Raw genomic sequence first — 26,128 nt, 5'->3', positions numbered from 1 at the left:
AACGGAATGAGCCCCCCAGGCAACAGGCACCCCCCATTCAGCACCTGGATTGATCGATGACCAAGATCGTTTTTTCGCACGGCAACAGCTTTCCGGCCGGCACCTACGGGGTGCTTTTCGAGCACCTGCGCCAGCGCGGTTTCGAGGTGGCCGCCATCGACCGCTTTGGCCACGATGCGCAATACCCGGTTACCAGCAACTGGCCGCACCTGGTGCAGCAGCTGGCCGACTTTGCGGCGCAGCAGATGGAAGCAGCGGGCGAGCCGGTGTATCTGGTGGGGCATTCGCTGGGCGGCATCCTGAGCGTGATGGCGGCGGCGCAGCACCCCGCATTGGCGCGCGGCGTGTTGATGCTTGACTCCCCGCTGATCAGCGGCTGGCGTGCCACCACCGTGGGCGTGGCCAAGCGCACCCAGGTCGTGGGCGCCGTGTCGCCCGGCCGCGTGAGCCGGCAGCGCCGCATGAGCTGGGCCAGCACCGAAGAGGCGCTGGAGCACTTTCGCAAGAAAAAGGTATTTGCGCACTGGGACCCGCAGGTGCTGCAGGACTATGTCACCCACGGCCTGCACGACGAGGACGGACACCGGGTGCTGGGCTTTGACCGCGCGGTGGAAACCGCCATTTACAACACCTTGCCGCACAACCTGGACCGCCTGCTGCGCCGCCACCCGCTGCACTGCCCGGCCGCCTTCATCGGCGGGCGCGCCTCGGTGGAGATGCGCCAGGTGGGCATGGCGCTGACGCAGCGCGTGACGCAGGGACGCATCATGATGCTCGACGGCAGCCACCTGTTTCCGATGGAGCAACCGCTGGCCACCGCCGCCGCCATCGAGGCGGCCTTGCTGAACCTGGCGGCGCTGCCGGCGGCAGGGCGCTGAACAGCCTTGCGCCCGGCTGACGGCGGGCCAGACAGGCGCACCGGGCGTGACGCGGTCAAACATCTGCGCTCCGCCGGGGCAGGCGCGGGCAGCTTTTTTGCCAGCTGCGCCGGGGCGAGCCGGCTACACGGCGATACAGAACAATGGCTATCGCGCCCAGCCTTGTTTTCGCCCGAGGCACGAACCCGCGTGCCTTCCGCGCCGCCAGGCTTCGCTCAACGGCAGCAGCGGTAGGCCAGCCCCAGCGAAGCGCTGTAGCCGGTGGGCCGCACGGTGAGGGGGCTGCGGCGGGCGTCGGACTGCACTTGCGAGACACCCACGCCACCCCACACCACCCAATGGCGATTGAGCGCCGTCATCACATCCACGCCCAGATCCACGCTGTAGAGGCCGCCACCGGGCTCGTACGCGGGCAGCCGGGCAGCCCCGGCGCCACCCGCGACGGCAGGCACGCCAAACCGGGAGCGCAGGTAGGTGCGGTCGCCAAAACTGGCGCCAGCCCCAAAAACCACCCGGGTCTGCTGCGTGACGGGCAGGGTGTAGGAAACGCTGGTGTTCAGTTGCGCCCCGCCGGAGCGCCCCAGGATGTCTTGCGACAACCCGGCACCCACCGACCACCGGGGCGTGACGGCATAGCCCGCGCTGAGACGGGCGCGCACGGTGGAGCGCACCTCGGGCAAGCCGGCCAGCAGCGGCGAATCACTGCCTTTGCGGCCACTGTCCAGGCGCAGCGATGCACTCAGGTTGAACCGGTCGCTTTCGGCCAGGATGGCGGTGGCACCCGATTCGCGCTGCTCCAGCCCATGGCCCATGAGCGTGCTGCCGCGCGAGGTGCTCAGGCGAAACCGCCCGTATTCCAGCGCCCAGGCCGGGCGCAGATGGGTGGACCGCTCACTGCCGCCGGCATAGTCCGGGCTGTTGCTCACGATGGCACCCAGCACGTAGTTGAGCTTGGGGGGAGCGCCCGCCTCGGCGGCGGGTGGTGTTTCCTGGGCCATGGCGGGCAGGCCAGCACCCAGGCTCGACAGCACGGCAGTGCAGCCCCAAAGGCCCCGAAGAATGCGCGGCAGGTAAGTCATGGCGCCATTATCAGCCGGCCCACTGCACTAAGCCAGTCCATGCCGAAATCAGCACCACCACGCCAAACGCGATGCGGTAATACGCAAACGGCACGAAGCTGTGGGTGCTGATGTAGCGCAGCAGCCAGCGCACGCACAGCCAGGCGCTGATGAAGGAAAACACCAGGCCCACGGCGAACATCGGAATGTCGGCCACCGACAGCAGGGCGCGTTCCTTGTACAGGCTGTACGCCCCCGCGCCGATCAGCGTGGGAATGGCCAGAAAAAACGAGAAATCCGTGGCGGCCTTGCGCGACAGTCCCAGCAGCATGCCGCCGATGATGGTGGCGCCGCTGCGGCTGGTGCCCGGCACCATGGCCAGGCACTGCACCAGGCCCACCTTCACGGCGTCCCACGCCGTCATGTCCTCCACCTCGTGGATGCGGGTGGCCGCGGCGGGGCGGCGTTCGGCCCACAGGATGATGAAGCCGCCAATGATGAAGGTGCTGGCCACCACCACGGGGGTGAACAGATGGGCCTTGATGGCCTTGCCAAACAGCAGCCCCAGCACCACCGCCGGCACAAAGGCAATCAGCACATTGAGCGCAAAACGCTGTGCCTGCCGCTCGGTGGGCAGGGCCGCCAGCGTGGCGCGGATCTTTTGCCAGTACACCAGGATGACGGCAAAGATGGCGCCCGTCTGGATGGCAATGTCGAACACCTTGGCCTTGGCGTCGTCAAAGCCCAGCAGCGACCCCGCAAGAATCAGGTGGCCGGTGGAGGAGATGGGAAGAAACTCGGTCAGTCCTTCGACCACGCCCATGATGGCGGCCTTGACCAGCAAAACAATGTCCACGCGTGCGTCCTTCAAGCCCTTGGGGCTGGCAAAAGGGCGAATTATCCTCTGCCGGCGCGCTGCCGCCGGCACGGGTGCAACGGCATTCCGGGTCCCGCGGAGGAGTTTCTTCGTCCCACAGCGCTGCCTGCGGATTTCCAGAATTACCTTGCCAAAATGGACTGCAGCGATTTACCAATATGCGCCGACAGCTATTTTTGGAAGCCACCATGGCATCCCGCTTTACCACCCGCTGGCCCCAGGCGCCACTGGTAAGATCGGTCGCGGGTGTACGCGCCAGCAGGTGCGACAGGTTCATGCGCTGGTCGGGCCGCCACGCGTTTTTTTTGTGACCGCACACACATGACACCCACCACCCTCCAATGGATTGCCGCCGCCCTGTTCGGCATTGCCCTGCTCCATACCTTTACCGTCAAGCATTTCGAGCGGCTCTCGCACCGCTTTCCGCGCCACGCAGGCCTGTTCCATCTGCTGGGCGAGGTGGAGGTGGTGTTTGGCTTCTGGGCCATGGTACTGATCATCGTCATGGCGCTGGTGGATGGCGGCGGGCAGGCGCTGCAATATGCCGAGTCGCGCAACTACACCGAACCCCTGTTCGTCTTCGTGGTGATGGTGATTGCCGCCTCGAGCCCGGTGCTGCGCACCGTGGTGGCCCTGGTGGACGCCACGGCCCGCCTCATGCCCTTGCCCACCCCCATGGCCACCGCCTGGCTGGGGCTCTCCGCCGTACCGCTGCTGGGTTCACTCATCACCGAACCGGCCGCCATGACCATTGCCGCCCTCATGCTGGCGCCGCAGATTTTTCGCAACTCGGTGCCCGAAGGCCACAAGTACCTGGCGCTGGGGGTGCTGTTCGTGAATGTGTCCATCGGCGGCACGCTCACCTCGTATGCCGCACCACCGGTGCTGATGGTGGCCGCCACCTGGCAATGGGACAGCACCTTCATGCTGGCCACCTTCGGCTGGAAGGCAGCGCTGGCGGTGCTGGTCAACGCCACGGTCTGCACCTTCTTGCTGCGCAAGCACCTGCCCGACACCCACGCTCTGGCAACCGACCAGCAGGCCTGCGCACCCTTTTCCGCCACGGTGGCGGCCGTGCACCTGGCATTGCTGGCCGGTGTGGTGCTGTTCGCGCACCACCCGGTGGTTTTTCTGGCGCTTTTTCTGCTGTTTCTGGCCTTCACGCAGGCCTATGAACGCCACCAGAGCCCGCTCATCCTGAAAGAAGCACTGCTGGTGGGCTTCTTCCTGGCGGGTCTGGTGGTGCTGGGCGGCATGCAGCAGTGGTGGCTGCAACCCATCGTCTCCAGCCTGCAGCCGCTGGCCCTGTTCGCGGGCGCCCTCGGCCTGACGGCCATCACCGACAACGCAGCGCTGACCTACCTGGGCTCGCTGATCGAAGGCATTTCCGACCCCGCCAAATACATGCTGGTGGCGGGGGCCGTGGCCGGAGGCGGCCTCACGGTGATTGCCAACGCGCCCAACCCGGCCGGTATCGCCCTGCTCAAGCGCGGCTTTGCCGATGAAACCATTGGCGCTGGCGGACTGCTGCTGGGAGCGCTGGGGCCTACGGCCGTGGTGGCAATGGCTTTTTTGGTGCTCTGAAACACCCTGCTGCAAGCACCCGTACGAAGTGGCTGGCGGGGCGCGTTGAATTCCCCAGGGGGTCGGCGCAGGGGGGCCGATGCCGCCCCCTCGCGGTTCAACGCACCATGCAGGGCATCTTGTGGTTGAACTTCCAGCCGGGGATCAGGTGCTGCATGGCTGCGGCGTCGTCCCGGGCACCCAGGCCGTGCTGCAGGTACAGCTGGTGGGCCTTCTGCACGGCGTCCATGTCCAGCGCGACACCGAGGCCGGGCTTTGCCGGCACCTCGACATAGCCGTCCCGGATCTGCAGTGGCTCCTTGGTGAGGAACTGGCCGTCCTGCCAGATCCAGTGGGTGTCGATGGCGGTGACCTTGCCCGGGGCGGCGGCGGCACAGTGCGTGAACATGGCCAGCGAGACGTCGAAGTGGTTGTTCGAGTGCGAGCCCCAGGTCAGGTCATACATCTGGCACAGCTGCGCCACGCGCACCGATCCCTGCAGCGTCCAGAAATGCGGGTCGGCCAGAGGAATGTCGACCGACTGCAGCTGGATGCTGTGGGCCATCTCGCGCCAGTCGGTAGCGACCATGTTGGTGGCGGTGGGCAGGCCGGTGGCACGGCGGAACTCGGCCATCACCTCGCGGCCCGAAAACACACCCTCGCCGCCGCAGGGGTCTTCGGCATAGGCGATCACGTTGTGCATGTTGCGCATCAGGCGCACCGCATCCTTGAGCAGCCAGCCGCCATTGGGGTCGAGGGTGATGCGAGCCTGCGGAAACCGCTCGTGCAGGGCCGTGACGGCCTCGATCTCGTCTTCGCCGCGCAGCACGCCGCCCTTGAGCTTGAAATCCTGGAACCCGTAGCGCGCCTGGGCCGCCTCGGCCAGCCGCACCACGGCTTCGGGGGTCATGGCCTCTTCGTGGCGCAGACGCAGCCAGTCGTCAGCGGCGCCGGGCTCGCTGCGATAGTCCAGGCCGGTCTTGCGGCGATCGGCGATGTAGAAGAGGTAGCCCAGCATCTGCACGCGATCGCGCTGCTGCCCTTCGCCCAGGAGCGCCGCCACTGGCACATCCAGGTGCTGGCCCAGCAGGTCCAGCAAGGCACTCTCGACGGCCGTGACCGCGTGGATGGTGATCCGCAGATCAAAGGTCTGCAGGCCACGCCCGCCGCTGTCGCGGTCGGCAAAGCGCTTGCGCATGGCGTTGAGCAGCCGGTTGTAGTCGCCGACGGGCTGCCCTTCGATCAGGGTGCGGGCATCTTCCAGGGTTTGCCGGATCTTTTCGCCCCCGGGCACCTCCCCCACGCCGGTGTGGCCGCTGGAGTCCGTCAGGATCACCAGGTTGCGCGTGAAGAAAGGGCCGTGGGCGCCGCTGAGGTTGAGCAGCATGCTGTCGCGGCCCGCGACGGGGACCACCTGCATGCGGGTCACGATGGGGGTTGGATGGGGTGTGGGCATGGATACAACAAAGCGAAAAGTCAACAGACATCGTACAACTAAACGACACCCAAACTTCCAAGGGAAAACCCTTGAAATCCCATCCTGGCCTGCTCAGCGGCTCCCGGCCTCGCTGCGCCGGTGCCGGTCCCGGCTGTTGGACAGATGGGTGCGCATCGCCGCGCGTGCTGCCTCAAAATCCTGCGCTGCAATCGCGTTGTAAATGCTCTCGTGCTCCTGGTTGACGCCGCGCAGATAAGCCACACGCTCAGGCTGCGCCATGGCGGGCGCTTCCAGCCGGGTGCGCGGTATGACACCCAGCCCGAGGGACTTCATGAGGTCCAGAAAATGGTGATTCTGGGTGGCGCGGGCGATTTCCTGGTGGAACTGCAGGTCGGCGCTGGCCGCATCGCGGCCCTCTTCCATGGCCGCCGTGAAAGCCGACAGCGCACCGCGCATCTCGCGCAGGTTGTCCTCGCTGCGCCGTATGGCCGCCAGGGCTGCGGCTTCGGTCTCGACGCTGATGCGAAATTCCAGCAGGGCAATGACGTCGCGCAAGGTTCCCAGCTGATCGGGGCTGACACGAAATGACGGCCCGCTGTCCTGGGCCAGCACGAAAGTGCCGATGCCGTGGCGGGTTTCGACCAGCCCGGCCGCCTGCAGGCGCGAGATGGCCTCGCGCACCACGGTGCGGCTCACGCCGAAGGCTTCCATGAAGGAAGCCTCGGTAGGGAGTTTGCTGCCGGCGGGCAGCACCCCGCCCCGAATGTCCTGGGTGAGCTTTTCCACCACTTCGATGGCGAGACTGCGCGGCTTGCGGCGAGGCAGGAGGGGAAGATTCATAGGGTATTCCCTAGCTTCATGAATGCCGTGATCACGTAATAATCCGATCCAACTTGTACGACATCTGATAACGTATATCAATGTCAGGTTTGACTGTAACACGCAGACCCATCGAAATGGCGCTCCTGCAACAGATCGCCCTCAAGTCGCTTTCACCCGTTATTGAGCCCCTTCCACAGGAACCGCCCCGATGAATCCCCAAGACCTCAAGCAAATCATGTCCAGCGGCCTGCTGTCCTTCCCGCTGACGGACTTCGACGCCAACGGCGACTTCAACCCCAAGGGCTATGCCGCACGGCTTGAATGGCTGGCGCCCTACGGCGCATCCGCTCTCTTTGCCGCGGGCGGCACGGGCGAATTCTTTTCCCTGACGGGCAGCGAATATGCGCAGGTCATCAAGACCGCGGTACAGACCTGCCGTGGCAAGGTGCCCATCATTGCAGGCGCGGGCGGCCCCACGCGCTTTGCGATCCAGTGCGCGCAAGAAGCCGAGCGCCAGGGCGCGCATGGCGTTCTGCTGCTGCCCCACTACCTGACCGAAGCCAGCCAGGAAGGCCTGATCAACCATGTCGAGCAGGTCTGCAAGAGCGTGAAGTTCGGTGTGATCGTCTACAACCGCAGCGTCAGCAAGCTGACCCCCGAGTCCCTGGCCATTCTGGCCGACCGCTGCCCCAACCTGGTGGGTTTCAAGGATGGCGTGGGCAACATCGAACTGATGAGCGCCATCTTCACGAAGATGGGCCACCGCTTCTCGTACCTGGGTGGATTGCCGACGGCGGAGGTGTATGCCGCTGCCTACAAGGCGCTGGGCACGCCGGTGTACTCGTCGGCGGTCTTCAACTTCATCCCCCGCACCGCCATGCAGTTCTATGAAGCAGTGCGCACCGACGACATGGCCACCCAGCACCACCTGCTGCGCGAATTCTTCCATCCGCTGCTCAATATCCGCAACCGCAAGCAGGGCTACGCCGTCTCGATGATCAAGGCAGGCGCCCGCATCGTCGGCCACGATGCCGGACCGGTGCGCGCGCCGCTGTCGGAACTGACGCCCTCCGAGTGCGAAGAACTCGCGGCACTCATCGCCAAGCTGGGCCCCCAGTAAAGCACCTTTTCCATCCAGAGGAGACATCAGATGATCAAGAAGATTCTTTGCACATTCGCATTGGGCGCGCTCGCATCCACGAGCGCCCTCGCATGGCCCACCAAGCCCATCACGCTGCTGGTGCCCTTCCCGCCAGGAGGCTCCACCGACATGATCGCCCGCACCCTGTCGAGCAAGCTGCCCGACAAACTGGGCGGCACGGTGATCGTCGAGAACAAGCCCGGTGCCACCGGCACCATCGGCGCAGCGCAGGTGGCACGCAGCCCGGCCGACGGCCACACCTTGCTGGTGGCGTCGCTGGGCCCGTTCGTGATTGCACCGCACCTGATCAAGGTGCCCTATGACGCCCTGAAGGACCTGGACCCCATCACCGTGGCGGTGCAGGCCCCGAATGTGCTGGTGGTACCGGCAGCATCCAGGCACAACACGCTGAGCGATGTGATTGCTTTCGTCAAGGCCAATCCGGGCAAGATGACCTTTGCATCCTCGGGCAATGGCAGCAGCGACCACCTGACGGCCGAACTGTTCTGGCAGCAGACCGGCACCAGCGGCATCCATGTGCCCTACCGCGGCGGCGGCCCGGTCATGACCGATCTGCTGGGCAACCAGGTGGATGCTTCGTTCATGAACATCAACACCGCCATGCCGCAGATCCAGGCGGGCAAGCTCAAGGCACTGGCCATCACCAGCGCCCAGCGGTCCACCTTGCTGCCCAACGTGCCCACGCTGGAAGAAAGCGGCATCAAGGATGCGAATGTGTATTCATGGCAGGCCATCGCCGGCCCCAAAGGCCTGCCAGCCGACGTCAAGACGAAGCTCAACACCGCCATCGCCTCGATCCTGAACGAGCCGCAAACCAAGGCCAGGCTGCTGGAACTGGGCTTCGAGATGGTGCTGAACACGCCCGAGCAGTTCGCCAGCTTCCAGGCGGCGGAATACGCTCGCTGGGCAAAGCTCATCGTGGCCCGCAAGATCACCGCGGACTGACGACCTCGACCGCCCGGATCGCGGCGCCCATCGCCAGGGCGCCCAGCGGTTCGGCGGGTTTCCTGCGGCTTGCCTGCACAAGACTCCCCCTTACCCATCCCACCCCATGACCTTTCAGGACACCTCCGCCAGTCAGCTGGACGCCATCGTCAGCGCTGCCAGCCATGCGTTCGCCACGTTCGGCGCCTCGCCGGCGGCCACCCGCGCCACCTTGCTGCGCGGCCTGGCCGACGCACTGGAATCCGAGCGCGCGACGCTGGTGGCGCTGGCCGACCAGGAGACCCACCTCGGCACGGCCCGGCTCAATGGCGAGCTCGATCGCACGGCATTCCAGCTGCGCGGCTTCGCCACCCAGGTCGAACAGGGCGCGGCATTTGCCTTTACCGATGATCCAGCCGTGGCGGGTGCGCCGCCGGTAGGCCACCCGCACCTGGTGCGCGTGCGCGTGCCGCTGGGTCCGGTGGCCATGTTCAGCGCCAGCAACTTTCCCTTTGCCTTTTCGGTGCTGGGCGGTGATACCGCTGCGGCACTGGCGGCCGGGTGCCCGGTCGTGGTCAAGGCACACCGCGGGCATCGCGCCCTGTCGCATGCCGTGGCCGACCTGGCGCGCGGCGTGGTCGCGGCGCAGGGTCTGCCATCCGGCGTGCTGGACATGGTGGACGGCCGCGGCGCGGAAATCGGCGTGGCGCTCGTGCAGCATCCGCTGATCGCGGCCGCCGCCTTCACCGGCTCGGTGCGCGGTGGCCTGGCGCTGGAGAAGGTGGCGCAGTCGCGTCCGCGCCCCATTCCGTTCTTCGGCGAGCTGGGCTCGGTCAACCCGCTCATTGCCCTGCCGTCGGCCCTGGCCGCCAAGGGGGCTGAACTGGCCCAGGGCCTGGCCGGTTCCATCACCCTGGGCTGCGGCCAGTTTTGCACCAGCCCCGGCGTCATCGTCGTGCCGCAGGGCGCGCAAGGTGACGCCTTCGTCGCGCAGCTGGCCGCTGCACTGAAAACCAGCACCCCGCACCACATGCTCACGGCGCAGATGCGCGCGGGTTTCGACGCCGGCCGCACCGCCTGGGCCGCGCAGCCCGGTCTGGCCGTCGTGCTGGGCGAGATGGCCGCCGAAGGGCAGCCCCCGCGCCCCTTCCTGGCGCAGATCGACGCCACCGGTTTCCTCGCCAACCCGGCCTTGCACGAGGAAGTGTTCGGCCCCGCTGCCCTGGTCGTGCGCGTGGCCGGCACGGCGCAGGCAATCGAAGTGCTGCAGGCCGTTGGCGGCTCGCTCACGGTGACGGTCTGGGGTGCCGACGAGCCCTCCGACGAAGTGCTTGCACTGGTGCGCGCCGCCTCGCAGGTGGCCGGGCGGGTCCTGTTCTCGGGGTATCCCACGGGCGTGGCCGTCTCGGCCGGCCAGCAGCATGGCGGGCCCTTCCCCTCCTCCACCCAGCCGGGCAGCACATCGGTGGGCTGGGCGGCGATGGACCGTTTCCTGCGCCCGGTGGCGCTGCAGGATGCGCCGGGCTGGCTGGCCGCGCGGCAGGGCCAGCCCTGCTGACCTGGCGCCACGGCGTGGTCTGGGAATGCGCCGTCCTTTTTTCAGTACCCCCTCAGGAGACAACGATGTTCAAGAAGCACCCTCTGCGCACCCTGTGCGTCCTCGCGCTGGCCGCCACGGCCACATTCACCCAGGCCCAGACCTGGCCCGCCAAGCCCCTCAAGATCGTGGTGCCGTTTCCCGCCGGCGGCACCTCGGACGTGCTGGCCCGCCTGATCGGGCTGAAGCTGTCGGAATCCCTGGGGCAGCCCGTGGTGGTGGACAACAAACCCGGATCGAGCGGCAACCTGGGCGCCGACGCGGTGGCCAAGGCGGCACCCGATGGCTACACCCTGCTGCTGACGGACGTGGGCAACCTCTCCATCGCCCCATCGCTGTACAAGCTGCCGTTCCATCTCGAAACCGACTTCGCGCCGGTGACCATGGTCGCCTACTCCCCCCACCTGCTGGTCACCAGCAACCAGGTGCCCGCCAACACCACCAAGGAGCTCATCGCATGGGCCAAGTCCCAGAAGGGCAAGGTGAACTTTGCCGCCGCTGCGGGCATGGGCTCGGCCACGCACCTGGCCGGCGTTGTGTTTGCGCAGCGTGCCGGCCTGGACTGGGGCTATGTGCCCTACAAGGGCGGCGCCCAGGCGATGACCGACCTGATCGGCGGGCAGGTGGACGTGACCTTCAACGGCATGGTGGCCACCTATCCGCATGTGAAGTCCGGCAAGATCAAGCTGATCGCCGTGTCGAGCGCCAAGCGCAACACGGTGCTGGGCGAGGTGCCCACCGTCGGTGAAACGCTGCCGGGCTTCCTGACGGGCAGCTGGCAGGGCCTTCTGGCGCCCGCCGGAACGCCGCAGCCCGTGGTGGACAGGCTCCATGAGGAAGTCCAGCGCATCCTGGCCATTCCCGAGATCAGGGGCCGCCTGCAGGTGCTGGGCGCCGATCCCTACGACATGTCGCCTTCCAAGTTCAAGGCCTGGTTGGGGTCCGAGGTCAAGTCCATGGCCAAGGTGGTCAAGGACGGCAAGGTGACGCTGGAGTGACGCGTTCGGATGAAAAAACCGGCCCGCCGCCCGCCGCCTCCGAAAACGCAGCCCCCCACGGACAGCCCCTCCGCCATGAAACACCGCATCCTCCAGGCCGGACGCCTGCTGCCAGCGCTCGAAGCGCAACTGGCCGCCGACCATGATCTGCACCGCCTTGCCGACGAGGCCGATCCCGACGCCTTCCTCGCGCGCCACGGCGCCGAATTCACCGGTCTGGTGACCTCGGCCGGTGGCGCCGGCGCCCCGACCGCGCTGATCGCCGCGCTGCCACAGCTGCGCGTGATTTCCAGCTTCGGCGTCGGCCTGGACAAGATCGACCTGGCGGCGGCGCGCGCACGCGCCATCGCCGTCGGCTACACACCCGACGTGCTCAACGACTGCGTGGCCGACACCGCTTTCGCGCTGATGCTCGACGTGGCGCGCCGCACCGCCGAGGCGGACCGCTTCGTGCGCGCCGGACGCTGGGCCGCCGGCGCCACCTTCGGCCTGGGGCGCAAGGTCAGCGGGGCACGCCTGGGCATCGTCGGTCTGGGCCGCATCGGCCAGACCATCGCGCGCCGCGCCAGCGGTTTCGACATGGCGGTGCGCTACCACAGCCGCCGCGCGGTGGCCGGCGTGCCCTGGGCACACGAGCCGGCGCTGGCGGAACTGGCGCGCTGGGCCGACTTCCTGGTCGTCATCACCGCCGGCGGCCCCGCAACCCGGCACCTGATCGACGCGGCCGTGCTCGAAGCCCTGGGGCCGCGCGGCTACCTCATCAACGTGGCGCGCGGCTCCGTGATCGACGAAGCGGCGCTGGTGCGCGCCCTGGCCGAGCGGCGCATCGCCGGCGCGGGCCTGGACGTGTTCGAGCACGAACCGCAGGTGCCGGCCACGCTGCTGGCGCTGGACAACGTGGTGCTGCTGCCGCACATCGCCAGCGCCACCGAAGAGACCCGCCAGGCGATGGCCCGGCGCGTGCTGGACAACCTGGCCCATTTTTATGCCACGGGGCAGCTGATCTCGGCAGCGGCCTGAGAGCCTGTCCCCACCACCCCATGAACACTCCAGACTCCCATCCCCCGGCACCCCACCCGGTGCTGATCCGCATGCACGCGGCGGACAACGTGGCCATCGTCGCCACCGACGGCGGCCTGCCCGCCGGCACCGCCTTGCCAGAAGGCCTGGTCCTGCGCGACAAGGTTCCCCAGGGCCACAAGGTGGCGCTGCGCGACCTGGCAGCGGGCGCGGCGGTCGTGCGCTACAACGTGCCGGTCGGCTATGCCCGGCAGGCCATCCCCGCCGGCAGCTGGGTGCATGAGCGGCTGCTCGACATTCCCGAGGCGCGCGCGCTGCAGGGCCTGCCCATGGCCACCCGGCCGGCCCCGGCGTGGGAGCCGCTCACGGGCCTCACCTTCGAGGGCTATGTGAATGCCGATGGCTCGGTGGGCACGCGCAACCTGCTGGCCATCACCACCACGGTGCAGTGCGTGGCCGGCGTGGTGGGCGTGGCCACCCAGCGCATCCGGGACGAACTGCTGCCCCTGTACCCCCACGTCGACGGCGTGGTGGCGCTGGAGCACACCTATGGCTGCGGCGTGGCCATCGACGCGCCCGGTGCCGAGATCCCGATCCGCACGCTGCGCCACATCAGCCTGAACCCCAATTTCGGGGGCGAGGTGCTGGTGGTCAGCCTGGGCTGCGAGAAGCTGCAACCCGAGCGCCTGCTGCCGCCTGGCAGCATTCCCGTGCGCGACGGGCGCGAGGCCGGCCCCGATGTCGTCTGCCTGCAGCACGAAGCGCATGTGGGCTTCATGTCGATGATCGACGACATCGTGGCCCGTGCCCGCCCCCATCTGGAACGCCTGAATGCCCGCAAGCGCCAGACCGTGCCCGCCAGCGCGCTGGTGGTGGGCGTGCAGTGCGGCGGCAGCGATGCCTTCTCGGGTGTCACGGCCAACCCGGCGGTGGGCCACATGGCAGACCTGCTGGTGCGCGCGGGCGCGACGGTGATGTTCTCCGAGAACACCGAGGTGCGCGATGCCGTCGAGCAACTCACCGCCCGGGCGGCCTCGCCCCAAGTGGCCGAGGACATCGTGCGCGAGCTGGCCTGGTACGACGCCTACCTCGACCGCGGCCGCGTGGACCGCATCGCCAACACCACGCCGGGCAACAAGGCCGGCGGCTTGTCCAACATCGCCGAGAAGGCCATGGGCTCGATCATCAAGAGCGGCACGGCGGCCATTGCCAGCGTGCTGGCGCCCGGCGACAAGCTGCAGCCGGACCAGAAGGGCCTGGTCTTCGCGGCCACACCCGCCAGCGACTTCATCTGCGGCACGCTGCAGCTGGCGGCGGGCATGAACCTGCATGTGTTCACCACGGGGCGCGGCACGCCGTATGGCCTGGCGGCCTGCCCGGTGGTGAAGGTGGCCACGCGCACCGACCTGGCACGCCGCTGGCACGACCTGATGGACCTGAACGCCGGGCGCATCGCCGACGGCGAAATCACCATCGAGGAAGCCGGCTGGGAGCTGCTGCACCTGCTGCTCGCAGTGGCCAGCGGCCGCCGCACCTGGGCCGAGCACTGGAAGCTGCAGAACGCGCTGGTGCTGTTCAACCCGGCGCCGGTCACCTGACCACCGAATTTGCGCATTCCGGCGCATTCCCACCCATAAGGCAGCACGTTCGCCACGAACAGATCCCCGGCAATCCCGACAAAGCCGTTGGAGAGGCCTGCCGCTACCCTACTTGCGCGCCAGCCACACCCCAAACACCGCCAGTCCCATGCCCACCAGCGCCAGACCCGTGAGCGTCTCGCCAAACAACGCCCAGGCAATCAGCGCCGTGGTGGGGGGCGTGAGGTAGAACAGGCTGGCCACGTTCACCGCGCTGCCCTGCCGAATCAGCACATTCAGCAAGCTGACGGCCCCCAGCGACAGCACCAGCACCAGCCAGGCCAGCGCAAAGACAAAGGCGCCCGTCCAGTGCACCTGCATGGTTTCGGTCTGGCTGGCCAGCAGCCAGGTGGCCGCCAGGCTTGGCACGAACTGAATGACCGAGCCGGTGCGCAAGTCAAACGTTGGACAGAACCGCTTCTGGTACAGCGTGCCCGCCGTGATGCCCAGCAGCGCCAGTACGGCGGGCACCAGCATGGCCCACAGCGCACCGCCGGAGGTTACCGACATGGCCTTGTGCGCCACCACGAGCCCCACGCCCGCAAACCCGGTTGCCAGGCCAACCCACTGGGTCGTGCGCACCCGCTCGCCCAAAAATGCCCCGGCGCCCAAGGCGGTCAGCACTGGCTGCAAACCCACCACCAGCGCCGCTACGCCCGCAGGCAAGCCGTGGCCGATGGCGATAAAAACGCCCCCCAGATACACCGCGTGGACCAGCAGGCCCGAGATGCCAATGTGCAGCCACTGACGGGGAGAGCGGGGCCAGGGGGCACGGGTCAGCAGGGCCACCGCGCCCATGAGCACCAGCACCGCCCCATAGCGCAGGGAGAGAAAGGTGAGCGGCTCGGCATCGGGCAAGCCAAATTTGGCACCGATAAAGCCCGTGCTCCACAGCGCCACAAAAAACAGGGGATACAGCGGGGTGAACCAACGGGTGGTGGTCGCAGAGGACGTAGTGGTCATCAACGGCCGTTGAACGCGCTTGCCAGTGCGGTGATCGGTGTGACAGACAAGGCGTGAGGACGCGGCGGGTCACTGCCATTTCTAGGTTTTTTCACACATCGCCCCATTCAGCCCGCACCCGTTCCTGCCAGCCCCCAGTCCCCCGCCACATTCTTGAGCAGCGCGTTCACTGCGGCGAGCCGCCGGTTGCGCACGTCGATCAGGCTGCGCTGGGCCGCCAGCACGGTGGTCTGGGCGCTCAGCACGTTCAGATACCCCACGGTGCCCGCGCGGTACTGGTTGCCCGCCACGTCCAGCGCGCGCTGGGCCGCCGCCACGGCCTCTGTCTGCCACTGCTGCTCCTGCGCCAGCGCGGCGGCGGCCGCGAGGTTGTCTTCCACCTCCTGCAGGGCCGTGAGCACGGTCTGGCGGTAGCTGGCGGCGGCCTGCTCGTTGGCGGCACGGGCCGACTCGACCGCCGCGCTGCGGGCGCCGCCGTCGAACAGTGAAACGGCCAGGGCCGGGCCGAGCGACCAGAACAGGCTGGGGGCGCTGAGCAGGCTGGACAGCTCCGCGCCGCGGTAGCCCGCCGTGCCCGACAGCGTGAGCGCCGGAAAGAACGCCGCGCGCGCCACGCCGATCTGCGCATTGGCTGCGGCCACGCGGCGCTCGGCCGCGGCAATGTCGGGGCGGCGTTCCAACAGCTGTGACGGCAACTGCGCGGGCACCACCGGCGGCGCGGGCAACGTGGCCGTGACGGGCAGGCTGAACGCCGCCGGCGCCTGCCCCACCAGCGCGGCCAGGGCGTGCTCCAGCTGGGCGCGGCTGGTTGCGGCTTCGAGCCGTTGCACCTGGGTGGATTTGTATTGCGCCTCGGCCTGGGCCACATCGGCGGCCGAGGCCACGCCGGCCTTCTGGCGGTTGCGCGTCAGCGCCCAGCTGCGCTCGTAGACGGCCAGGGTGTCGCCCAGCAGTTGCGTCTGCAGCTCGGCGGCGCGCAGCGCGAAGTAGGTCTGCGCCACGGTGGCCTGCACCGACAGGCGCAGGGCGGCCAGGTCGTCGGCACTGGCCTGGGCGCTGGCGCGCGCCGCATCCACGGCGCCGGCCACGCGGCCCCACAGGTCCAGCTCCCAGCTGGCGTTCAGGCCCAGGGCATGGCTGGTGCTGACGCGGGCGCTGCTGCTGCCGCCGGCCGCAGTGCCGCCGATGCGGGCGCGCCCGCTGCTGGCAGTGGCGCCCAGCGTGGGCCACTGGCCGGCGCTGCTGCCGGCCAGTGCGGCCTGGGCGGCGCGCAGGCGGGCCACGGACAAGGCAATGTTCTGGTTGCCGGTGGCGGCCTGTTGCTGCAAGGCATTGAGGGTGCTGTCGCCATACAGCGTCCACCACGTATCGGGCACCGCGCCACCGGGCTGCGCGGGCTGCCAGACACCGCCATCACTGGCGCTGGCGGCCTGCTTGTAGGCGGCGGGCACCGGCAGCGCGGGGCGTTCGTAGGGCGGCTGGGTGCTGCAGGCCGTGAGCAGTGCAGCGCTTACAAGCAACGCTGCCTTCCAGCGTTTTCTGGACATGCGCAAGCAGCTATCAAAACAGTAGTTATCAGGGGGCATCAGGAATCTCCTTGCAGCGCGGGCGCCGGGCCGGCAGCCGGGTGGCGGCGCCAGCGCGCCCCGCGCTGCACGCGGCCGCGCAGCCGGTCCAGCGCCACATAGACCACGGGCGTGGTGTACAGCGTGAGCAGCTGGCTCAGCAGCAGCCCGCCCACCACGGCAATGCCCAGGGGCTGGCGCAGCTCGGCGCCATCGGCACGGTTGAGCGCCAGCGGCAACGCGCCAAAGATGGCGGCCAGCGTGGTCATGAGGATGGGGCGCAGGCGCAGGCTGCAGGCGCGGTAGATGGACTGGGCGGCCGTGCGGTGCCCGGTGCGCTGCCGCACCAGGGCAAAGTCGATCATCATGATGGCGTTCTTCTTGACGATACCGATCAGCAGGATCACGCCGATCAGCGCGATCAGCGAGAACTCGGTCTTGAACAGCATCAGCGCCAGCAGCGCCCCAACCCCGGCCGAGGGCAGCGTGGAGAGGATGGTGAGCGGGTGCACCAGGTCTTCATACAGCATGCCCAGCACCAGGTAGATGGTGATGATGGCCGCCAGGATCAGCAGCGGCTGGCCCGCCAGCGCGTCCTGGAACGCCCCCGCCGTGCCGCCAAAGGTGCCGCGTATTCCCACCGGCACGCCCAGCTCGGCCACCGCGTTGTGCACCGCGTCGGTGGCCTGCGACAGCGACACGCCCGGCGCCAGGCTGAAGCTCACGGTGCTGGCCGGCGTGCCGCGCTCGTGGCTGACCGACAGCGGCGTGTGGGTGGTGGTGGTGCGCGCAAACGCGCTCAAAGGCACCTGCTGGCCCGCACTGTTCACCAAGAAGAAGCCGCGCAGCGTCTCGGGGCTTTGCAGGTAGCGCGGGGCCGCCTCCATCACCACGCGGTACTGGTTGAGCGGGTTGTAGATCACGCCCACCTGGCGCTGGCCAAAGGCATCGTTCAAGGTGGCATCGATTTGCGCCATGGTCAGCCCCGCGCGCGTGGCGGCATCGCGGTCGATCACCAGCGTGGTCTGCAGGCCATAGTCCGAGACATCGCTGTTCACGTCTTCCAGCTCGGGCAGCTGCGACAGGGCCTGGCGGATGCGTGGCTCCCAGGTGCGCAGCTCGGCAATGTCGTCGGCCTGCAGGGTGTAGTCGTACGAGGCGCTGCTTTGCCGCCCGCCGATGCGGATGTCGCGCTGCGGCACCATGAACAGGCGGGCGCCGGGCTCGTCCTTGAGCTGGGCGCGCAGGCGGGTGATGACAGCCTCGGAGGTCTCCTGCCCCTGCCCGCGCCGGAGCGTCATGAACATCTGCGCGGCATTGCGCTGCCAGCCACCGGTAAAACCGGTGACATGCTCCACCGCCGGGTCGGCCTGCACGATGGCCAGAAAGCGCTGCAACCGCTGCTCCATGGCCTGGTACGAGGTGGCCTGGTCGGCCCGGATGAAGCCCGAGATGCGGCCCGTGTCCTGCTCGGGCATGAAGCCCTTGTCGATGGCGGTGTAGAGAGTCACGTTGAGCCCCACCACCGCCGCCAGCACCAGCAGCACCAGCGGCTGGTGGCGCAGGCACCAGGCCAGGCTGTGCCGGTAGCCGCGCAGCCCCCGGGCCTGCAGGCCGTCCAGCCAGCGCGAGAACCGCGCCCATGGCGACGGGCGGGGCGCTGCACCGGGCGTGCGGTGCGGTCGGAGCAGCGCCGCGCACATCATGGGCGTGGTGGTGAGCGACACCAGCAGCGACACCAGGATGGCCGCCGCCATGACGATGGAAAACTCACGGAAAAACCGCCCCACGATGCCGCCCATGAAAACGATGGGCACGAACACGGCGATCAGTGACAGGCTCATGGACACCACGGTGAAACCGATCTCGCGCGCGCCGTCGAGTGCGGCCTGCAGCGCCGTCTTGCCCCGCTCCATGTGGCGCATGATGTTTTCCAGCACCACGATGGCGTCGTCCACCACGAAGCCGGTGGCGATGGTCAGCGCCATGAGCGAGAGGTTGTCGAGCGTGTAGCCCGCCAGGTACATCACGCCGAACGTGCCCGCCAGCGACACCGGCACGGCCACGGCGGGGATGAGCGTGGCGCGCCCGTTGCGCAGGAACAGGAACACCACCAGGACCACCAGCGCCACGGCAATCAGCAGGGCGCGCTCCACCTCCTTGACCGAGGCGCGCAGCGTGGGCGTGCGGTCGGAAACGATCTGCACATCAATCGCTGCCGGGATCGACGCCTGGAGCTGCGGCAGCAGCGCGCGCACGCGGTCCACCGCCTCCAGGATGTTGGCGCCCGGCTGCTTGTACACCTGCAGCAGCACCGCCGGCTTGCCGTTGGCCACGCCAAAGTTGCGCACGTCCTGCACCGAGTCGATCACCTCGGCCACATCGGCCAGGCGGATCGCATTGCCGTTCTGCCAGCGCAGCACCAGCGGCGCATAGTCGGCGGCCACGCGGGCCTGGTCGTTGGCGGCGATCTGCCAGTAATGGTCTTCGCGCTCGACCGCACCCAGCGGGCGGTTGGCGTTGGTGCTGCTGATGGCACCGCGCACCTGCTCCAGCGACACGCCATTGGCCGCCAGCCGCACCGGATCGAGCGACACGCGCACGGCCGGCAGCGCCCCCCCGCTCACCGTGGCCTGCCCCACCCCTTCGACCTGCGAGAGCTTTTGCGCCAGCACGGTGGAGGCCGCGTCGTACATCTGCCCGCGCGTGAGCGCGCCGGACGTGAGCGCCAGGATCATGATGGGCGCATCAGCCGGGTTCACCTTGCGGTAGCTGGGGTTGCTGGGCATGCCCGTGGGCAGCAGCGTGCGCGCGGCGTTGATGGCGGCCTGCACGTCGCGCGCGGCGCTGTCCACATCGCGGCTCAGGTCGAACTGCAGCGTGATGCTGGTGCTGCCCAGGATGGAGCGCGAGGTGATCTCGTTGACCCCGGCGATGGCGCCCAGCGACCGCTCCAGCGGCGTGGCCACGGTGGCGGCCATGGTGTCGGGACTGGCGCCGGGCAGGCTGGCGCTGACCGAGATGGTGGGGTAGTCCACCTGCGGCAGCGGAGCGACGGGCAGCAGGAAATAAGACACCGCGCCCACCAGGGCCAGGCCCAGGGTGAGGAGCGTGGTGGCGATGGGGCGGTGGATGAAGGGGGTGGAGAGGCTCATTTTGTGCCTCTCTTGAAGTGTTTTTTGGCTCTGGTGCTTTTTGTGATTGCGCTGGTCGCTATTGTTTGTGCAGTTTGCTGTGTGCGTTGGTTGAGGGCGGGGGCCGGGTCTCGCCCCGGCGGGCGCCTCACTTTTCTTTGCTTCGCCAAAGAAAAGTAAGCAAAAGAAAGGCGACCCACAGTCTGCGACCCCTTCGGGGCAGACCTGCGTCGGGGCGGTTGCGGGGTGCGCCAGGTCGCCCCGTAGCGCAGCGAAGGGGTCGCAGACAGCAGGGTCGCCTTTTCTTTGGTGACTTTCTTTTGGCGAAGCAAAAGAAAGTTACTGCGCCGCCGGGCGCACAACCCGGCCCCCGCCCCATGCACCAGCACACCACCCGCTTCCAAAGTAATAACTGCCAGCGCAGATGAAACAAACGCTTCAGGCACTTTTCACCCCCACCCGATTACGCCACCGCTCCGCCCACCCCTCGAACGTCAAATAAATCACCGGCGTGGTGAACAGCGTGAGCAACTGGCTCACGATCAACCCCCCCACCATCGTCACCCCCAGCGGATGCCGCAGCTCACTGCCCACCCCGCCACCCAGCATCAACGGCAACGCCCCCAGCAACGCCGCCAGCGTCGTCATCAAAATCGGCCGGAAACGCAGCAGGCAGGCCTGGTAGATGGCGTCGCGCGCAGGCAACCCCTGCTCGCGCTGCGCCTCCAGTGCAAAGTCGATCATCATGATGGCGTTCTTCTTGACGATGCCGATCAAGAGCACGATGCCGATGATGGCCACGATATCGATGTCGAGCCCCGCCAACCCCAGCGCCAGCAGCGCCCCCACCCCGGCCGACGGCAGGGTGGACAAAATGGTGACCGGGTGGATGGTGCTCTCGTACAGCACGCCCAGCACGATGTACATCGTCACCACCGCCGCCAGGATCAGCAGCAGCGTGTTCGACAGCGAGGCCTGGAACGCCAGCGCCGCGCCCTGGAAGGCCGTGTCCACCGACAGGGGCAATGCCCCTGCGTCGCGCGCCGCCGCCTGCGCGGCCTGGATGGCCTCGACGGCATCGCCCAGCGCAACGCCGGGCGCGGTGTTGAACGAGAGGGTGGCCGCGGGCAGCTGCCCCACATGGTTCACGGCCAGCGGCATGGAGCGCTGTTCGACGCGCGCCACCGACGACAGCGCCACCGGTTTGCCCGCGCTCGATGTGACATAGATGCTGTCCAGCGCCTCGGGCCCCAGCTTGAACTGCGGCGCCACCTCCAGCACCACGCGGTACTGGTTGGACTGCGTGAAGATGGTGGAAATGAGCCGCTGGCCAAAGGCGTTGTAAAGCGCCGTGTCGATGCCGGCCACCGTCACCCCCAGGCGGCTGGCCTGGGCGCGGTCGATCTGCACAAAGGCCTGCAGGCCCTGGCCTTGCAGGTCGCTGGCCACATCGGCCAGTTGCGGCAGGGCGCGCAGGCGCTGCACCAGGTCGGCGGTGCTGGTCTGCAGTTGCGCCCTGTCGGGCGACGAGACCAGCAACTGGTACTGCGTGCGCGCCACACGGTCTTCGATGGTGAGGTCCTGCACCGGCTGGGCATACAGGCGGATGCCGGGCAGGTCGCGCGTGGCGTCGGCCAGGCGGCGCAGCACCACGGGGGCGCGGTCGCGCTCGGCGTGGGGTTTCAGATCGATGAGCAGGCGGCCCGTGTTCAGCGTGGCGTTGATCCCATCCACGCCGATGAAGGACGACACGCTTTTCACGGCCGGGTCTTGGAGGATGCGCCCGGCCAGCTGCTGCTGGCGCTCGGCCATGGCGGCAAACGAGATGGACTGGTCGGCCTCGGTGGTGGCCTGCAGCGTGCCGGTGTCCTGCACTGGAAAGAAACCCTTGGGCACCAGCACATACAGCGCCACGGTGAGAGCGAGCGTGGCCGCAAACACCAGCCAGGTCAGCCCGCGGTGGTTCAGCACCCAGCCCAGCATGCGGCCGTACCGGGCAATGGTGCGCTCAAAGAACCGGCCCGTGGCCTGGTAGAGGCGGCCATGGCTTTCTTCGGGCGTGTGGCGCAGCAGGCGCGCGCACAGCATGGGCGTGAGCGTGAGCGACACCACGGCCGACAGCAGGATGGCCACGGCCATGGTGATGGCGAATTCATGGAACAGCCGCCCCACCACATCGCCCATGAACAAGAGCGGAATCAGCACCGCAATCAGCGAGATGGTCAGCGAGATGATGGTAAAGCCGATCTGCCTGGCGCCCTGGAGTGCGGCCTGTAGCGGTGGCTCGCCCTGTTCCACATAGCGGGCGATGTTCTCGATCATCACGATGGCGTCGTCCACCACGAAGCCGGTGGAAATCGTCAGCGCCATCAGCGTGAGGTTATTGATGGAAAATCCCGCCAGGTACATCACGCCAAACGTGCCCACCAGCGACAGCGGCACCGCCAAGCTGGGGATGAGCGTGGCCGAGGCGCTGCGCAAGAAGACAAAGATCACCGCCACCACCAGGCCGATGGCCAGGGCCAGTTCGGCCTGCATATCCTTCACCGAGGCGCGGATGGTGGTGGTGCGGTCGGTCAGCACCTGCACATCCAGCGATGCGGGCAGCGTGCCCTGCAGTTGCGGCAGCAGCGCCTTGAGGCGGTCCACCGTCTCGATGACGTTGGCGCCGGGCTGGCGGCGAATGTTGAGGATCACCCCCGCGCGCGATCCGGTGGCGGGTGTCCCCGCCCAGGCGGCCAGGCGGGTGTTTTCGGCATCGTCCACCGTCTGCGCCACATCGCGCAGGCGGATGGGGTTGCCGTTCTTGAAGGCCAGGATCAGATCACGGTATTCCTGCGCCGACTGCAACTGGTCGTTGGCATCGATGGTCGAGGCCCGCGCCGGGCCATCAAAGCCCCCCTTGGCCTGCTTGACGTTGGCCGCCGCGATCACGGTGCGCACGTCCTCCAGTGTGAGGCCCAGGCTGGCCAGCGCCGTGGGGTTGGCCTGGATGCGCACGGCCGGCCGGCGCCCGCCCGCGATCGCCACCAGCCCCACGCCCTTGACCTGCGAGAGCTTGGGCGCCAGGCGGTTTTCCACCAGGTCATTCAGACGGATGACTGGCAGCGAGGGCGAGGTGATGGCCAGCGTGAGCACGGGCGCATCGGCCGGGTTGACCTTGCTGTAAAGCGGCGGCATGGGCAGGTCATTCGGCAACAGGTTGCTGCCTGCGTTGATGGCGGCCTGCACCTGCTGCTCGGCCACATCCATGGACATGTCGAGCGCAAAGCGCAGCGTGATGACCGAGGCCCCGCCCGAGCTGGTGGACGACATCTGGGCCAGACCCGGCATCTGGCCCAGCTGGCGCTCCAGCGGCGCGGTAACGTTGGAGGTCATCACATCGGGGCTGGCGCCGGGGTACAGCGTGGTGACCTGGATGGTGGGGTAGTCCACCTCGGGCAGGGCCGAGACAGGCAACTGCCGGTAGGCCAGCAAGCCCGCAATCAGCAAGGCCACCATCAGCAGCGATGTGGCGATGGGACGCAGGATGAAGATGCGCGAGAGATTCATGGCAGCAGTGCCCGCAAGGCGCGGTGCATGGTCTCAACGCACGGTGGCTGATGCAGCCGAAGCAGCGGCTGCCGGCGGCGCAGCCCCGCCAGCCTGCTGGCGGCGGGCACGCAGGAAGGCACGGCGCTCGTCGGGCGACATGGTGGCCAGCTTGTCGCGCTCGGCCTGCGTGAGGCTGCGCAACAGCGCCGCGCGGCGCGCGCCAGCGTCCTGCACGGCCTCGTCGGCACGGACGGCCACACCGGCATCGATCACGGCCACCTTGGCGCCTTCGCGCAGGCGATCGATGCCATCGGTCACGACCTGGTCGCCCTCTTTCAGCTCGCCCTCGACGCTGACCCGGTCGCCATCGGCCACGCCCACGCGGATGCGCCGCTGCGTCACCGTGCCGTCCGGCTGCACCAGATAGACGTAGTTGTTCTGCACCGCCGTGCCGGGCACGGTCAGCGCGTTCGGCAGCACATCAAGCTGCAGACGCACATTGACGAACTGGTTGGGAAACAACCCACCGTCCTCGTTGGCGAACGACGCCTTCACCTTGATGGTGCCGGTGGTGGGGTCGATGGCGTTGTCGAGCGCGCCCAGGCGCCCGCGTGCCAGGCGCCGCTTTTGCTCGCGGTCCCACAGCTCCACGGGCAGATCGGCACCTTCGGCCAGGCGCCGGGTGATGGACGCCAGGTGCGCCTCGGGCACCGCAAAGGCCGCATCGATGGGCTGCACGAGGTTGATGGTGACGATGCCATTGGCATCCGACGGGCCGACCACGTTGCCCCGGTCGGCCTGGCGCAGGCCCAGGCGCCCGGCAATGGGCGCGGTGATGCGCGTGTGGCCCAGCTGCAGGCGCGCGGCATCCACCTGCGCCTGGCCGGCGGCCACGGTGCCTTCGAGCTGGCGCACCAGGGCCGCCTGCGTGTCCACCTGCTGGGTGGCAATCGAATCCTGGGCCAGCAGGTCCTTGTAGCGCTGCAGATCGAGCTGCGCGTTGCGCAGCAGGGCCTGGTCGCGCTGCAGGCTGCCTTGCACCTGGCCCAGCGCAGCCTGGTAGCTGCGCGGGTCAATCTCGGCCAGCAACTGGCCCGCCTTGACCTGCTGGCCTTCCTTGAAGTGCAACGCCATCAGTTCGCCGCCGACCTTGGCCCGCACCACCGCCGTGGCACGCGCGCTCATGGTGCCGATGGCCTGGACCATCACGCGCACATCCTGGCGCCGCACCACGCCCACCGACACCGGCTGCACCTGCCCGCCGGCGCTGAAGCGCCCCGGCGCACGCGCAGCAGGGGCTCCCGCCGCAACCGAGGCCCCATCGGCGGCCGTGTTGCGCTGCTGCCACCACCAGCCCCCGCCCGCGGCCAGGGTGGTCACGATCAACAGCAGTCCCCACCACAGTGCGCGGCCTCTCTGGTGCAGGGGAGACCGCAGGGGAAGGCAGTGGGAACGGTGGGGCAGCATGGGACGGTGCAGAGTGAAGTCGGGCTATGGTAGCCACGCCCCGCCACGCCCCGCCGTCTCTGCCCGGAAATTTACGGTGGCTTTACCTTGGTATTACCGGCCGTCGCTGGCCAGGCCCCACGGCGCTGGCGCGCCAGGTTAGCGGTTGGTGGCCAGCAACAGGCCGCCTGCCCCCATGAAGAACCCGCCCGTGGCCTTGTTCAGGCGCACCACCCCGCGCGAGCTGCGAATGAACCGGCGAATCTGCCGCCCGCCCGTGGCATACACGGCGGTCGAGACAAACTCGCTGGCCAGGTAGATCGAACCCAACACGAAAAACTGCCGCACCGCCGGCTGCGCCGGATCGATGAACTGCGGAAAGATGGCCGCAAACAGGATGATGGCCTTGGGGTTGGTGATGCCCAGCAGGAACTCCTGCGCGATCAGGGCGCGCACCTTCACGGGTGCGCCAGATGCTACGGCCCCCTCTCCCTCGACCACGGCCAGCCCGCTGAACTCGCGGCTGCGCCAGGCCCGCCAGCCCAGCCAGAAAAGATAGCAGGCCCCCACCCATTTGACCGCTGTGAAAGCCGCCTCGGAGGCCAGCAGCATGGCGCCCAGTCCCACCGCAGACACCGCAAGAAAAATGGCGAAAGCCGCGACCCGCCCCAGGGTGGCGACCAGTGCCGCGCCCACGCCCGCACGAATGCCGTTGTTCAACCCGCAGAAATTGTTGGGCCCGGGCGTCAGTGAAATGGCCACGGCCACCGGCACAAAAAGGAGAGCGTCCATGGTGGATCCTGGGAAATGAAGACGAAGAAGCGCCAGTCTATCCCTGTCGCGCCAGAACATCACGCTGCGGGCAGATCCACCACCAGCCCCCACGGCACGCCCGCCAGCGCTTCGTGGTGGGCCACCACGACGATGCGGGTTGTCTGTGGAGCCGACCTGGCCAGCACCTGCGTGAGGTAAGCCACCGAGGGCTTGTCCAGACCGGCGACGGGCTCATCGATGAGCGTGAGCGGCGCACCCGATGCAAAAGCCCCCGCCATGAGCACCTTGCGCCGGCTGCCGGCGGAGAGCGCATACAGCGGTTTGTCCAGGTGGGGTTGCAGCGAAAAACCGGCGATATGTGCCTCCAGCGCGGCAGCATCCCAGGCCGCATGCTGCTGCAGCAAACGGGCGTACCACCCGCGCGCCGTCAGTTCATTGAGCGCATCCGAGCGCGGATCGGCCCAGAACACCTGCGCCCGATAGGCGTCAGGGGCGGTCTGCCGGTCCAGCCCCGCCAGCACCAGCCGGCCCGCCTGCGGCGCAAGCTCGCCGGCCAGCAGCCGCAGCAGCGTGGTCTTGCCGCAGCTTTCGTCCCCGCGCACCAGCGTAAGCCCTGGGGACAGGGTGGCGTGAAAATTGTCCAGCAAGGCGCTGTGTGGGTAGCCAAAAGACAGGCCCTGGACCTGCAAGACAAGCGGTGAGTGGGTCATGGAAAGGGGCGGGAACATCCCGGCAGGG

19 protein-coding genes are annotated in these 26,128 nt (G+C 68.1%); 8 read left to right on the top strand and 11 right to left on the bottom strand.

All coding sequences use genetic code 11. From position 1 onward, the window contains the following. The first annotated feature begins 56 nt into the window (after window positions 1-56). Complete coding sequence (locus AC1Q5S_RS15260; RefSeq protein WP_422205160.1) at window positions 57-878, top strand: alpha/beta fold hydrolase; 822 nt, start codon at window positions 57-59, stop codon at window positions 876-878. Between the two features lie 215 nt (window positions 879-1,093). On the opposite strand, the gene AC1Q5S_RS15255 is transcribed toward AC1Q5S_RS15260, so the two are convergent. Together AC1Q5S_RS15255 and AC1Q5S_RS15250 are read right to left on the bottom strand one after the other, a co-directional pair. Next, on the bottom strand, window positions 1,094-1,957 hold the full coding sequence (locus tag AC1Q5S_RS15255) for a MipA/OmpV family protein (RefSeq protein WP_303836571.1): 864 nt from the start codon (window positions 1,955-1,957) through the stop codon (window positions 1,094-1,096). 10 nt (window positions 1,958-1,967) lie between these two features. Continuing rightward, complete coding sequence (locus AC1Q5S_RS15250; protein ID WP_303836573.1) at window positions 1,968-2,792, bottom strand: undecaprenyl-diphosphate phosphatase; 825 nt, start codon at window positions 2,790-2,792, stop codon at window positions 1,968-1,970. 342 nt (window positions 2,793-3,134) lie between these two features. Here AC1Q5S_RS15250 and AC1Q5S_RS15245 point away from each other — a divergent pair, with 342 nt between their 5' ends. Then, entirely contained in the window at window positions 3,135-4,397 is a 1,263-nt protein-coding gene (locus tag AC1Q5S_RS15245; protein ID WP_303836575.1) for a putative Na+/H+ antiporter, read from the top strand. 97 nt (window positions 4,398-4,494) lie between these two features. Here AC1Q5S_RS15245 and gudD read toward each other — a convergent pair whose 3' ends face one another. Further along, on the bottom strand, window positions 4,495-5,832 hold the full coding sequence (gene gudD / locus AC1Q5S_RS15240) for a glucarate dehydratase (RefSeq protein ID WP_303836577.1): 1,338 nt from the start codon (window positions 5,830-5,832) through the stop codon (window positions 4,495-4,497). A 93-nt stretch (window positions 5,833-5,925) separates the two neighbouring features. After that, window positions 5,926-6,654: a FadR/GntR family transcriptional regulator gene (locus tag AC1Q5S_RS15235; protein WP_422205163.1), complete on the bottom strand. Its 729-nt coding sequence runs from the start codon at window positions 6,652-6,654 to the stop codon at window positions 5,926-5,928. A 190-nt stretch (window positions 6,655-6,844) separates the two neighbouring features. Here AC1Q5S_RS15235 and kdgD point away from each other — a divergent pair, with 190 nt between their 5' ends. The 6 genes from kdgD (at window position 6,845) to garD (ending at window position 13,935) form a co-directional block, all read left to right on the top strand. After that, a complete protein-coding gene (gene kdgD / locus AC1Q5S_RS15230; RefSeq protein ID WP_303836581.1) occupies window positions 6,845-7,756 on the top strand; it encodes a 5-dehydro-4-deoxyglucarate dehydratase in 912 nt (303 codons plus the stop codon). Between the two features lie 30 nt (window positions 7,757-7,786). After that, entirely contained in the window at window positions 7,787-8,743 is a 957-nt protein-coding gene (locus tag AC1Q5S_RS15225; RefSeq protein ID WP_422205166.1) for a Bug family tripartite tricarboxylate transporter substrate binding protein, read from the top strand. 106 nt (window positions 8,744-8,849) lie between these two features. Then, window positions 8,850-10,280 (top strand): aldehyde dehydrogenase (NADP(+)), encoded by a 1,431-nt coding sequence (locus AC1Q5S_RS15220; RefSeq protein WP_422205168.1) that lies wholly within the window; start codon window positions 8,850-8,852, stop codon window positions 10,278-10,280. A gap of 65 nt (window positions 10,281-10,345) precedes the next feature. After that, a complete protein-coding gene (locus AC1Q5S_RS15215; RefSeq protein WP_422205170.1) occupies window positions 10,346-11,317 on the top strand; it encodes a Bug family tripartite tricarboxylate transporter substrate binding protein in 972 nt (323 codons plus the stop codon). 75 nt (window positions 11,318-11,392) lie between these two features. Further along, window positions 11,393-12,337, top strand: coding sequence for a 2-hydroxyacid dehydrogenase (locus AC1Q5S_RS15210; protein WP_422205172.1), 945 nt, complete (start codon window positions 11,393-11,395; stop codon window positions 12,335-12,337). 20 nt (window positions 12,338-12,357) lie between these two features. Then, the gene (gene garD / locus AC1Q5S_RS15205) at window positions 12,358-13,935 is read left to right on the top strand and encodes a galactarate dehydratase (RefSeq protein ID WP_422205174.1); all 1,578 of its coding nucleotides are present in this window, start codon (window positions 12,358-12,360) and stop codon (window positions 13,933-13,935) included. Between the two features lie 108 nt (window positions 13,936-14,043). Here garD and AC1Q5S_RS15200 read toward each other — a convergent pair whose 3' ends face one another. From AC1Q5S_RS15200 to AC1Q5S_RS15170, 7 genes are all read right to left on the bottom strand, one after another. Next, window positions 14,044-14,937, bottom strand: a complete 894-nt coding sequence (locus tag AC1Q5S_RS15200) for a DMT family transporter (RefSeq protein WP_422205176.1) — start codon at window positions 14,935-14,937, stop codon at window positions 14,044-14,046. Window positions 14,938-15,044: 107 nt separating this feature from the next. Then, on the bottom strand, window positions 15,045-16,484 hold the full coding sequence (locus AC1Q5S_RS15195; protein WP_492239050.1) for an efflux transporter outer membrane subunit: 1,440 nt from the start codon (window positions 16,482-16,484) through the stop codon (window positions 15,045-15,047). A gap of 38 nt (window positions 16,485-16,522) precedes the next feature. Continuing rightward, window positions 16,523-19,657: an efflux RND transporter permease subunit gene (locus AC1Q5S_RS15190; RefSeq protein ID WP_492239049.1), complete on the bottom strand. Its 3,135-nt coding sequence runs from the start codon at window positions 19,655-19,657 to the stop codon at window positions 16,523-16,525. Between the two features lie 417 nt (window positions 19,658-20,074). After that, on the bottom strand, window positions 20,075-23,188 hold the full coding sequence (locus tag AC1Q5S_RS15185; protein ID WP_422204652.1) for an MdtB/MuxB family multidrug efflux RND transporter permease subunit: 3,114 nt from the start codon (window positions 23,186-23,188) through the stop codon (window positions 20,075-20,077). A 33-nt stretch (window positions 23,189-23,221) separates the two neighbouring features. After that, on the bottom strand, window positions 23,222-24,556 hold the full coding sequence (locus AC1Q5S_RS15180; protein ID WP_492239048.1) for an efflux RND transporter periplasmic adaptor subunit: 1,335 nt from the start codon (window positions 24,554-24,556) through the stop codon (window positions 23,222-23,224). A 219-nt stretch (window positions 24,557-24,775) separates the two neighbouring features. Then, window positions 24,776-25,408 (bottom strand): LysE family translocator, encoded by a 633-nt coding sequence (locus AC1Q5S_RS15175; RefSeq protein ID WP_422204656.1) that lies wholly within the window; start codon window positions 25,406-25,408, stop codon window positions 24,776-24,778. Between the two features lie 59 nt (window positions 25,409-25,467). Continuing rightward, window positions 25,468-26,100 carry an ABC transporter ATP-binding protein gene (locus AC1Q5S_RS15170; RefSeq protein WP_422204658.1) on the bottom strand — a complete coding sequence of 211 codons (633 nt, stop codon included), beginning with the start codon at window positions 26,098-26,100 and terminating at the stop codon, window positions 25,468-25,470. Between the last annotated feature and the right edge of the window lie 28 nt (window positions 26,101-26,128).

This window comes from Acidovorax sp. GW835-FHT14B10 (genome assembly GCF_058793725.1).
The sequence above is the reverse complement of the archived record's forward strand: the minus strand, read 5'-3'. Positions and strand labels throughout refer to the sequence as shown.